The following is an 11780-nucleotide window of genomic DNA, read 5'->3' on the forward strand; positions in this document are numbered from 1 at the left end:
AGGAAATCTTATATCACTATTGTGGAAAAAGTGGGGAATTACTTTGATACTAACTGGGGAATTATTCTGATACCAGGTGGGGAATTATTTTGATACTAACTGGGGAATTTCGCTGATACTCGACATAGCCGTCCGTTGTAAGCATTCTTTAATAACAACCGTCCCATTTTTCACCTTATTACCTTATGCGTTCCGCCACTGTCTAAATCTTTTTTAGATAACTGGTTAATTGTGCCTAATACTACTGAACTGCCACTTTCAGAAAGTTCGCCTGCACGGATCATTTTTTTATAGACAGAGAAGAGCTTGTTCTGGATATTGGTGCTAGTTCTGTCAAATCGAAAGATACGTGCGGTTGTAGTTAATAATGAGTCAACATCTATCCCAATAGTGTGCTTAACAATTAGTATTATTGCGTTTTTTATTTCCTCAGGAGGTATATAGTCAATAGGACGGAAAAACGCGTTAGGGTCGTCGTCCACTGGAATTCGGACTGGAACATCCTTTAAATCAGGAGGCCATAGAAATTTTCCTCTGATTACCAACTTACCATCCTTCTCACAAAGCTTTACTGCTTCTTTAACTGCTTTAACGATGCGAGTTCCGATACGTCCTAAGCCCCAAGCTGTTACCAATTGACGTGTTGCATAATCGATATGAATCGGGCCTTCTTTTTTTACTAATTTCTCAAGAAGACGACATTGTTCTTTTCTATACTCTTCCAAGTGGGAATCAAGTCCAATTTTACTATTAGGTTCGAGTTTACAAAATTTATATGGGATTGTTCCCGGGAGGGTATTTATCTGATCAGGCCCAAAAACTTTTGTTTTCTGTACGCTAACTTTTAGTGGCTGTGTATTTGTTGTGGGAGGTGTAGGGTTGTTTCGGCATGACTCAATGACTTGTTTCAACCGCTTAACTTCTGTTCCACGTCTATTTACCCAATCTGGTGACCAAATCCTGTGAATACGCCAACCGAGGTCTTCTAACACTTGCTGGCGTAAACGATCTCTGTCTCTTGCGGTATAAGCAGAATGATAACTTGCTCCATCGCATTCCATACCAATGATAAACCTTCCAGGTTTAGCTGGATCAAGTACTCCAAGATCAATTCGATAGCCACTACAACCCACTTGAGGTACTACGTTGTAACCTAGCTGCTTAATTTCATTAGCAACTTCCTCCTCCAACGGTGATTCATATTCTCTTTTTACATGGAATTCTAATTCAAGCGCTTTTTCACCCCTTTCAGCATAATCAAGATATTTGTGTAAATTCAAAACACCTGGTGCCCGTACTGTATTCAGGTCAATATCTGCTGCCTTAATCGAGCTAACTAAGATAACTTTCTCACGTGCTCTGGTTATGGCAACATTAAGTCGTCGCTCCCCGCCATCTTTGTTTAGTGGACCAAAATTCATAGTCATTCGCCCTTGTTGATCTTTTCCATAACCTACACTAAAAATAATTACGTCTCGTTTGTCTCCTTGCACATTTTCCAAATTTTTAACAAAAAATCCTTCCAACCGATCTTCACTAAAAAATCGTTCAAATTCTGGTTTCTCTCTACGCTGACGTTCAATTTCATCTTCTATAGCTATCATTTGTGCAATACTGAATGCAACCACCCCCAGAGTTTTCTTCGGATATTTTTTAAAGTGCTCAAAAACAATATCAGCAATAACTTGGGCTTCGCGTGGATTATCCCGTTTTCCACCCCTATCATAAACTCCATCAGGCACATAATAAAATTTTATTCCTAAAGTTTCATGCTCATGCAAAGAAGAAGGGAAAGTAATTAACCCTTTGTTGTAGAATTGTACATTAGAAAAAGCAATGAGCGATTCATGTTTACTTCTATAATGCCATCTTAGCAATGTCTCTTGATGAGGCAAAATCGGACTACATGCATCAAGAATGCTGTCAAAAATTGCAAACTCTTCATCACTGATGTCATCCCAATCATATTCCTCCAACATGGCTTGCTGAAAGAAAGCTGTTGGTGGAAGTTGTTTGTTATCTCCTGCAACAACAAGTTGTTTCCCTCGGTAAATTGACCCTATTGCGTCTTCAGGACAAATCTGAGAGGCTTCATCAAAAATAACCAGATCAAATTGTAAATGTTCTGGATTAAGAAACTGACTAACTGAAATGGGACTCATCATAAGGCAAGGTTTGACTCTAAGTAGTAAATTTGGGATTTTTTCGAAGAGTTTGCGAAGTGGTAAATAGCGGCGTTTTTTGTATGCTTCCCTAAGTAAAATGTCTGATTCGCCTGCTTGTATGACATCTTTCGGTTTTAGGCTATTTGCTTTTTCTATTACACGTTGAGAGGAAAGGGAAACCAATTTATTATCAAGTTTACGGAATTCGTCGATAAGTTGTTCATGATGTTGACATCTAAACTCTCCTAAGCAGGGATCTTCCTTAAAGATACCATCGGTCCATGCCTGATAAATAGACCTGCGAAACACATCCGGTAATTGTGAAGCAAGGAGGGGAGTTTTTACAAGTTTTGAAAAAAATTCATCGAGTTTTTCCTCATAAAATTTTTTCTCAATAGCCTTGAAATCTATCCAAGTTTGAATATCATCTATACGAGAATGAAACTGTTCTAATCCTTCTTTGAGAAGTTCAAAAGTTAACTCATGCAACGGTGTTCCTTTATAAGTAGGGGCATGGGGTTTTAAATGATTTTCGAGTTTTTCCACGGCTGTAGTTAAAAACCCAGGCTTTCCTATGATTGAAGACGAAATCTCAAATTTATCTTCAAAAACACTTAAAAGTTCTTTTGTTTGTGAGTAAATTTTATTAAGCGTGCTGTTTTGTGGTGCTGAAATAGTTCCTTTTGTTACAAAGACTGCAAAAGCTTCCGGAATAGGATGACTACCAAAGAGTTCACGAACCTTTCTTGTCCAATTTAGTGATGTTAAAACATCATCCCACACTGTTTCCATCACAGAATAGCGTCTTCCAAATTCATCTTGTAAGCGTTTAGATTCCATTGTAATGTGGGCTTTTATCTCACGAATTTTATCTAAAGATTGTAAGTCTTGTATTACTGTAAGAAAATCAGTAGGTAACTCTCCATAACAGGTATTAAAAACTTGCTCTATATAGTTACAAAGGTCAGTGAGCGGAATTTCTAACTCTTGCAACCATTGCTCAAACTGTGAGAGGGGTGTGTGATGTACCGGTATCTCTGTATGTGGTATATTCTGCAATGGAAAGAGCGATACCAATGTTTGTGATAATTGCTCCCACTGGTTTATGGAGTTCAAAAGTCGTGTTCCTATAGTGCGAAGTTCTGGCAGTGGAATTTTCCCAATAGAAATAGAATCAGATAGCTTATTTGGCACAGGGCTTATGCCAGCAAGTTCAAGAGCTTCATTGGCTACGTCAAGAGCACATTCAATTGTTTTAAAATCAGTGTTATAGCCCTGATAGTGCTGGCCCAAAATATTACTTACATAATTACGATCTGCTTCAAGTTTATTCTTTAGTCTAAGTAATTCCCGTGCAGCAAGAAGGTCGTCTCGTATAGAAAGCGGTATAACACCTGTTCGAGTTGTTCTAATAATATTTTTCTTATCTCTATAAAATTTGGGTAAAAACCACTTGAATATAGTACGATATACACCATTAAAATGTTCGATAAGTCTCTCTAATTCTAGATCAAAAAAGATCTCATCATATATTTCCAACAGTTTTTGCTTTTTGATATTATACTGTTCATACTCATCTCTTATTTTTGCGAAAACTCCGCGCACCTCTTGTAAACGTAGAGGGTCTAACCAACTTTGATCAGGTCTTGTTTGCGTATGGCATAGAAGTGCAAGCCGTGCAAGTTGTTTAATTCTTTCAATAGTAATATCTGTATCTGGTAGACCAAGGTGTTGAATAATTTCGTTTGCATCACGAAGCCATTCTCTGATTAAGCGTTGGGTCTCTTTACATAAATGAAGGAGTTCTTTGCGGTATTTCAGTAATTCTGAGCTTTTGAGTTCATCATGGGCAAGAATTTCTAATGTTTTATCCAATTTATCTTTAATCTGATTTGGCAATCCAGTCGGAAGTTCAAAAAATGTTTGTGAGTATCGTTCTTTAAGATTATCTCGAGTGTTCAGATAAAAACCGCACATATCTTGGTAATGTTTTGCTTCTTTGATAATACGATCAATATGAGGATGGGTTATCCAGTTTAAATGAGGTACAGGATTATGTATGAGTAGTTCGCTTATTTTCAATAACCACTCTACGTCAGCAAGTTTTAGTGGTGTATCCACCCCTATAACCGTAGCATACCGAGATGATTCCTCTTTTAGTCTATTGATTAAAGAAATCAAATCACTGAGAAGTTCTGACAAATTTGAGCGGACTTCTAAAGTAAACTGAGTTTCCCGGAATCCACGCCATGGAAATTCTTTACCCTCAGTAGCTACCTTCCAAACCCTTTGTAATTGGAGTATTAACTCTTCCAGCACCTGTATTCGATTGGGTGTAAGAGTGCGTGGATCTGGCAGTTTAAGAGGTACAAAAGGAATCTTTTCAAGTTTGGTAAGTAAACTAATTACTTTGTAAGCGCTTAAACCTAAAGGTTCTCGTACACTGTGGAGTGCAAGTACGTAGTTGTTTAGTTTTTCTCTGCATTTGGTAAGTTTTTCAAACTCTAACTTTGTCATGGTTATCTTCGGAATCCTGTGTTCCCTAAAAGAACGAGCCACTTCTGTTACGACTTCTCGCTTATTTACTTTATGGCTGTGAAGTTCCAAGCAAAAATCGGCTAGTCCAGCAGCTTTTAGTCGTTTGTATACTACCTCAAGAGCTGCCATCTTCTCACTAACGAAAAGTATTGTTTTACCATGAGCTATACATTCAGCTATGATATTTGCAATAGTTTGACTTTTACCTGTTCCGGGGGGTCCTTGCATAACAAAACTTTGTCCTCGCAAGGCATACTGAATGCAAAGCTGCTGACTGCTGTCAGCGTCAAGAATCTGAAATGTATTAATAGGCTGTTGTATAGTATCAAGGTCTCGAATATTTGGTAAGTCGTGCACAAGATTGTCTATGTTTTCGTCCGAAAGTGATAGTATAATAGGGTGTTTTTCTACAAGTGATGTATTAGTTGTGAAATCTTGGTACATCACCAATTTATGAAATGAAAAAAGGCCCAGTTGAACAGAGTAATCTACTGTCCATCCCAGTTGTTTAATAGATTTTTCCATCGAGTCAAAATAATCGGTGAGCTTATTTTCTTCCCAGTCTTCTGGCAACGATGGAAGCTCGATCTTGAAATCATTTTGCAGTTTAACCTGTAGAGCAGGATTAAGGACGACATCTGCTTCCTCAGCAACGTGAAGGCTAAAAGGATCTTTTGCCGATTCTCGAATAAGTTTGACAGGGACTAAAATTATTGGGGAAAGCACTTTTTCAGATGTTTCAGCTTCTTTCCATTGTAACATACCAAAAGCAAGATGGAGAATACGAATACCCTTTTCTTGGTAATCAGCTGTTGCTCGTCTATAGAGATTTTTAAGAATCTTTTCTATTTGGTTTTTATCCTGTTCTTTACAGACCAATTGATTTTTCTTGACGGGCTTTGTTTCAGTTGTTTCTTTTGGCTCTATTGCACCATCTTTAAAGAGACGATCTTCACTGTCTTGGTTTTCTTCATCAGGTGGTAGCCAAAACTCCCAGCCTCTTCCTTTTACTACAAGCCTCTCAAAAATTGTCTGATGTTCGGGGCTGTCAATGAAAAGAGTTGAAGTTTTACTCGGCTTAAAATATAGAAGGCGATTGCGCCTCGTAAGATCTACAAGTTTTTGTTTCCACTCTTCGATGCGCCGGGTTACACGGGATTTTGATTGACGGGTATTCATAATCCAAGATACCCAATAAACATCGGATATATACGCTAATTATAATGAATTTTAAAAAAAAGATGTAGATCTAACCTAAGATATATCAAAAAAGGTAAGAGAGGTCAAGAAATAAAAAATAAAAAAACCTAGATAGGTATTAGGCATAAGGAAATAACTCTAAAGAGATTTTTCTTTGACAAGACAATTCCTTTCATCTAATATTCATATAAATAAAGATTTTGAGATAGTGCTGAATGACCAAGGTAAAGATTTGTGGCATAACAAATGTTGACGATGCGCTTGCTGCTGCCGAGTATGGGGTGGATGCATTAGGGTTTATTTTCTATCAGAAAAGCCTGAGATATATCACACCAGAGAAGGCAAGACATATAATCTCTGAACTGCCACCATTTATAACAACTGTCGGGGTATTCGTGGATGAAGAGATAGAGAAAATAAAGTCAGTTGTTGACGAATGTGATATAGATATAGTGCAGTTTCACGGTAATGAATCCCCTGATTTCTGCTTGAAGGTCGGCAGGAGATTTATAAAAGCGATAAGGGTTAAGGACGAATTAAGTCTCGATGGACTTGAAAACTACAGGTGCGAAGGTGGTATCTGCACATTTCTTCTTGATACATACGCCACTGATATAGCAGGAGGAACTGGCGAGTCCTTTGACTGGACACTCGCACTCTCCGCAAAGAACAGGGGAAGGATTATACTTTCAGGGGGGCTAAATCCTGATAATGTAGTTGAAGCCATCAGGATCGTAAGACCCTACGGTGTTGATGTTGCAAGCGGAGTGGAATCTCGCCCAGGGAGGAAAGACCTAAAGAAGATGAAGCTCTTTATAGATAACGCAAAGTCAACCTGACCCTTTTTCTGTTTCCCTTCTGAAAATTACCTTGAAATCCTGAATTACCATGTGTTATAAATGCATAAAACATGCAGAGGTAATTTTTGGAAGAGAGGAGGTGAGAAAAACAGTAGACAGTAATCAGTGATCAGAAAAGCATGACTTACTGATACTAACATGGATGGATGTCAGGGAAGAGGAGTGATCCTGTAAAGGTGATTCTCCCGCTGCCCCGCAGCCGTGAAGGGAACGAAAGCCCAAATCATAAGCCACTGTGATGGGTAATACCATGATGGGAAGGCGGGCAAGTAGGACGGGGTCCCCAAAAATCGCAGATTTTTTGGGGTGCCGTTGTGGCCCTGAGCCGGAAGACCTATCCATTCCAAAGAAATTCACAAACCCAAAAATTCTCGAGGGAGAAAAATGAAAGTAGAATATTACTCAAGATGCAGAAATCCTGAATCAGGAATTCAGGACAAAAAGTTTTTATATTTAACAAAAAAATGCCATGAAGGCTTTTCACCTCGAAGGTGTGGTTTTCATGGCTTTTTGTTTTCTGATTTCTTTACAGTAGGCAGTCCACGAAGGTTACCATGTCTCCTAAGAAGGGGGTGATAAAAGAATCTCAGGAGGTGTTTAATGAGAAAGGTCTTGAATGGTTTTGTGGGTTGTATCTTGAGTTTGTTAATCGGTATATCAATGATACAGGCAGGAGAAAAAGAGACGAGACTTGAAGAAATTGTCGTTACAGCCACGAGGACAGAAAAGGAGATGGAAATGGCTCCGGGCAGTGTTGCGGTTATTACAAAAGATACAATGCTGATCTCCAGTTTACGTTGCCGCTTTTTGGCAGAGATATTCTTACCCTTGGTGGCTCTTTCAGGCATGGCTGGGCAGATACAAAGGATCACAACCTAACAAACTGGAAGGATGAAAAATCAACAACCACCCTCACCTATCAATCAAAGGGCAGAGATAGAACTTATGCCTTATTTGTTCAGGATGAGATAATGATTCTTGATGGCCTTACTGTATATCTTGGTTTCAGGCAGGACTGGTGGGAGACATATGATGGTTATGCCAATCAGGTTGGCACTGCTGGTTACCCGGAGACCTATGACAAAAAGGATGCATCATCCTTAAGCCCGAAGGTTGCCATTGTCTATAGGCCATTTGGAAATACAACCATGCGGACATCCGCTGGAAAGGCATTCAGACCTCCAACAATTTATGAACTTTACAGGACATGGACATCATCACGAGGTATTACTTATGCAGGAAATCCAGATTTAAAGCCAGAGACCACTACCTCATGGGATATCGGAATTGAACAGGGAATATGGAAAGGGGCAAAAATAAAGGCTACCTATTTTGAAAACTACATGGAAGACCTTATCTACAGAAAAACTGTTACCTCTGCTCTTCAAGAGATTATAAATGCTGGTAAAGCAAAGGGTAAAGGTGTAGAGCTTGAGGCAGAGCAAAGGTTTGATAAACATCTCAGGCTTTTTTCCAGCTTTACTTATAACAATGCGAAGATAAAAGAAAATGAGGCAAAGCCTGAGACAGTCGGTAAGCGATTAACACAGGTACCTGAGAGGATGTTTAATATTGGATGTGACTTTGAAAAGGGTCTGTTTTCTGCAACTCTAATCGGTCGGTATGTGAGTAAGAGATATTCTGATGATGAAAATAGAGATACGGTAAACAATATCTATACCTCATACGACCCTTATTTTGTTGCTGATGCAAAGATCTCTTATAAATTTACTAAATGGGCAACAGTCTCCCTTTCTGTAGATAACATCTTTGATAGAAGTTACTTTAATTACTACAAAACTCCTGGTAGGTCATGGTTTGGAGAGATGACATTGAGGTTTTAGGGTTGAGGACAAAGGTATTACCATTAATAATTTCGGTAATGATGCATATAGGTATGCTTTTTGTCTTCGGTGCAGTGGAATATAACAGAAACAAAGAAAAGGTATTTACAGTGGAATTAATGTTTGATGTGTCAGAAGTCAAGGGGCAGAAGTCTGGGGTCAAAAGTCTGAAGTCTAAAGGAAGAATACATATAACTCACGACTATTCCAGTAGCACAACCCACGAAGAAAAAGTAAAGACTTCAGAACCTGTCATTCAGATTAATAACGAAGTCAATGAGATTGGAAGTAAGGGAACCTGGAATGCAGGTGTAATGAGGAATTCAGATGGATCTGAAAAGGATGCAACAGGCAACAGTGCCATTGGAAGTTCTTTAAGTAAAAGATTCTTAGAGAGGACTTTTGACTCTATTGATGGGCCTTCTTTTTTAAAGATGGTTAGACCTGAATATCCTCGTATGGCCAGAAGGCTTGGTAAAGAAGGAAGAGTTCTTTTAAGGCTTATCATTGATGAGTCTGGAAAACTCGTCAATGTCGAGATTCTGGAGAAAGCAGGTTATGGCTTTGATGAGGCAGCAATTAATGCTGTGAAGGCATCAAGCTTTCAGCCTGCTAAATTGAATAGGCATCCTGTGGCGTGTAAGGCAGTGTTGCCTGTAAGGTTTAGACTGGAAGGGGAAAATTAAGATGGATTTAGACATTATTTTATGGATAGCTGGAACACTTTTCAGCCTCGGCATATTTGCTGTTAAGGTTGGCTTTGGACTTGGTTTTGGAGGAATAAAATGGAGGGGAATATTATTCATAACCTTTTCTTCATACCTCGCCATCTTTGTCCTTATAGCTGTGCTTTCGGAGAGGTTAATCAGATACCTTGAACCTGTCTTAAGAAAAGGTCCGTATCTTCATGCCCTGATGGCATTAGGGATGATTGCATGGGGAATTATTTTATTGAGAAGACAGACAACAGAGCACAGAACACAGACAGAACTGAAATTCAAGATTCAAAATTTCAAAATTAATAACTCTGAACTCTTAACTCTAAACTCTCTATTCTTATTGATCCCCTGTCCTGTGTGTCTTACTGCTATGACCTTTTCCACATGGGCAGCATTAAGTGTGATTAAACTTCCTGCTCCCATCGTTGGTTTGGGACTTGGAATTGTTTTTGTTACATTATCATTATTATTTTTCTTTTCATTGAAGCTCATCACTCGTCACTCGTCACTCATCACTTCTCAGGTTGGTCTTGGTTTAAGCATGATTGGCATCGGGCTTTACTTCCTTGCCTCTTTATTTCTTCCTGTAAAGATTGAGGAAGCAAAGAACGTGTATAGGTCATTTATCTCAGAAGACAAGGGTACAGCCTTAAGTGACAGTGCAGGTGTTCTTATTGTTCTCTTTGTGGCAGTGTTAATAGGCTTTTTCGCGAATAAAAGGCATACACATTATCGCATTCTTCATCGTCGTTGCGAGGAGCGTAGCGACGAGGCAATCTTGAATCGAGATTGCTTCGCTGACGCTCGCAATGACAAAAGCAAAGCATGATCAAAAGGGAGGTTAAGAGATGAATATCCTTGCAGGGCTCGAGACATTTCTATATGTAATATCATCAGCACTTTTTTATCCAGTGGTGGCAGGACTTGTGTTACTTACATTCTGGATTGTTATTTTTTTTGGAGGTTTCTTGCGTGAATACATTGAAAGAAGGCAAGGAAGTGTATTTGCATTGAACAGATATAAAAAATCCCTTGAATCTGAAATTTGCCTTTTCCTTGTCGTTGCGAGGAGTCCCGAACAAAGTGAGGGAACTCCGAATTGTTCGACTGAGCTCACGACGAAATCTCAAGACGAGATTCCTCGCGGAGTTTACCCTGAGCAGAGAAACGAGATTCTTCCCCCTCGTTTCACTCAGGGTCAGAATGACATGCGAAGGGCTCAGAATGACAGTAGTCAGCACACTGATACGCTTGACATAAGGTTAGAAAGGCTTCTTCAGTCTGCAGAACTTGAGCTTGTTAAATCTCTTGATAGGATTAGATTTGTTATACGAGTAGGTCCTGCCCTTGGCTTGATGGGGACATTAATACCAATGGGTATCGCCCTTTCTGCCCTTGCACAGGGTGATATGCCAAAGATGGCAGGAAGCATGGTGACGGCATTTACAACAACGGTTGTTGGGCTTGCCTGTGGTGTGGCTGCATATCTTATGTCACTGATAAAAGAAAAGTGGATAAGGGCTGATATGAGGGAGATGGAGTATCTTACGGAGCTAACACTCCGAAATGCAACGCAAGGTGTCATTGCGAGGAGCGAAGCGACGAAGCAATCCCATCGTTCAGAGATTGCTTCGCCTACGGCTCGCAATGACAGGACTGAATTAGAGGTTAAAGATGAGGTTTCTGAAGAGACGAAGACGGTTTGAAAAATATGAACAGCCCCTTGAAGATCCAATATCAGGGATTGCAAATCTCTTTGATGCAAGCGTGGTCTTTATAGTGAGCATGATGATTGCCCTCTTTATGGCTTATAACATGCTTGATTTATTAAATCCAAAGTCAGAAGTAACTATCACAAAAAAGACCGCTGACGGAAAGATAGAGATAATCGCAAAGAAAGGAAAAGAGATTAAGGCTAAAAAGGTAACAGATAAACGATTAAGCGGTGAAGGCACAAGGCTTGGGACTGCATATCAGTTAAAAGATGGGAGGGTGATTTATGTCCCTGAATAGTTTAGAGTTAAGAGTTAGGAGTTTGGAGTTACTAAGAGGTTCATTATTATGGCAACATAATCGTCATTCCCGCGAAAGCGGGAATCCAGACGCCGTCCCTGCGAAAGGAGGGAACTATACAAAGGAATTGGATTCCTGTTTCCACAGGAAACCCTGGATTCCGTGTCAAGCACGGAATGACAAAATCGGACTGCATGAGTTCCTGCTCATTACCCTATTTTTTATCATCTTTTTTGCTGCTACTGCTCGTGCCGAATCTTTAAAGGTAAGCCTTCTGCTTGGCGATACACATTCAAGGACAGCCATTGAGGCTATAAAGGCAGTCAGGAGTCAAGAGTCAGGAGTCAAGAGTCAAGAACTGGAAAATATTTCATTTCATGTGTATCCGTCTAAAGACATACGAAACAAAGACCTCAGGCATCTCAAGGAATCAAAACTCAT

General features: G+C 39.5%; 8 protein-coding genes, 1 pseudogene and 1 riboswitch. Of the genes and pseudogenes, 8 read left to right on the forward strand and 1 reads right to left on the reverse strand.

Features of this window, described 5'->3' with window-relative positions; all coding sequences use genetic code 11:
- Positions 1-170 precede the first annotated feature (170 nt).
- Positions 171-5882, reverse strand: coding sequence for a DUF3320 domain-containing protein (locus AB1488_10345; GenBank protein MEW6410488.1), 5712 nt, complete (start codon positions 5880-5882; stop codon positions 171-173).
- A 236-nt stretch (positions 5883-6118) separates the two neighbouring features.
- On the opposite strand from AB1488_10345, the gene AB1488_10350 reads away from it, so the two are divergent.
- The 8 genes and pseudogenes from AB1488_10350 to AB1488_10385 all read left to right on the forward strand — a co-directional run.
- Positions 6119-6742 carry a phosphoribosylanthranilate isomerase gene (locus AB1488_10350; GenBank protein MEW6410489.1) on the forward strand — a complete coding sequence of 208 codons (624 nt, stop codon included), beginning with the start codon at positions 6119-6121 and terminating at the stop codon, positions 6740-6742.
- A gap of 144 nt (positions 6743-6886) precedes the next feature.
- Positions 6887-7120: riboswitch (cobalamin riboswitch) on the forward strand.
- Between the two features lie 243 nt (positions 7121-7363).
- The gene (locus tag AB1488_10355) at positions 7364-7642 is read left to right on the forward strand and encodes a hypothetical protein (GenBank protein MEW6410490.1); all 279 of its coding nucleotides are present in this window, start codon (positions 7364-7366) and stop codon (positions 7640-7642) included.
- Positions 7561-8607: a TonB-dependent receptor gene (locus tag AB1488_10360; GenBank protein ID MEW6410491.1), complete on the forward strand. Its 1047-nt coding sequence runs from the start codon at positions 7561-7563 to the stop codon at positions 8605-8607. The genes AB1488_10355 and AB1488_10360 overlap by 82 nt, the downstream gene beginning before the upstream one ends.
- A gap of 2 nt (positions 8608-8609) precedes the next feature.
- Positions 8610-9293 carry an energy transducer TonB gene (locus tag AB1488_10365; GenBank protein MEW6410492.1) on the forward strand — a complete coding sequence of 228 codons (684 nt, stop codon included), beginning with the start codon at positions 8610-8612 and terminating at the stop codon, positions 9291-9293.
- A 1-nt stretch (position 9294) separates the two neighbouring features.
- Positions 9295-10155 carry a DUF2162 domain-containing protein gene (locus tag AB1488_10370; GenBank protein ID MEW6410493.1) on the forward strand — a complete coding sequence of 287 codons (861 nt, stop codon included), beginning with the start codon at positions 9295-9297 and terminating at the stop codon, positions 10153-10155.
- A gap of 397 nt (positions 10156-10552) precedes the next feature.
- A pseudogene (locus tag AB1488_10375) lies at positions 10553-10891 on the forward strand (MotA/TolQ/ExbB proton channel family protein).
- 109 nt (positions 10892-11000) lie between these two features.
- The gene (locus tag AB1488_10380; GenBank protein ID MEW6410494.1) at positions 11001-11339 is read left to right on the forward strand and encodes a DUF2149 domain-containing protein; all 339 of its coding nucleotides are present in this window, start codon (positions 11001-11003) and stop codon (positions 11337-11339) included.
- On the forward strand, positions 11326-11780 hold a 455-nt coding region (locus tag AB1488_10385; protein MEW6410495.1), incomplete at its 3' end, for a hypothetical protein. The genes AB1488_10380 and AB1488_10385, both read left to right, overlap by 14 nt.

The organism is Nitrospirota bacterium, assembly GCA_040756155.1.
In the GTDB taxonomy this organism is placed as follows: Bacteria; Nitrospirota; Thermodesulfovibrionia; order JACRGW01; family JBFLZU01; genus JBFLZU01.

Coding starts and splice junctions, on each gene's coding strand:
- AB1488_10345 (MEW6410488.1), bottom strand. CDS start 5,882: ATGAATACCCGTCAATCAAAATCCCGTGTAACCCGGCGCATCGAAGAG.
- AB1488_10350 (MEW6410489.1), top strand. CDS start 6,119: ATGACCAAGGTAAAGATTTGTGGCATAACAAATGTTGACGATGCGCTT.
- AB1488_10355 (MEW6410490.1), top strand. CDS start 7,364: ATGAGAAAGGTCTTGAATGGTTTTGTGGGTTGTATCTTGAGTTTGTTA.
- AB1488_10370 (MEW6410493.1), top strand. CDS start 9,295: ATGGATTTAGACATTATTTTATGGATAGCTGGAACACTTTTCAGCCTC.
- AB1488_10380 (MEW6410494.1), top strand. CDS start 11,001: ATGAGGTTTCTGAAGAGACGAAGACGGTTTGAAAAATATGAACAGCCC.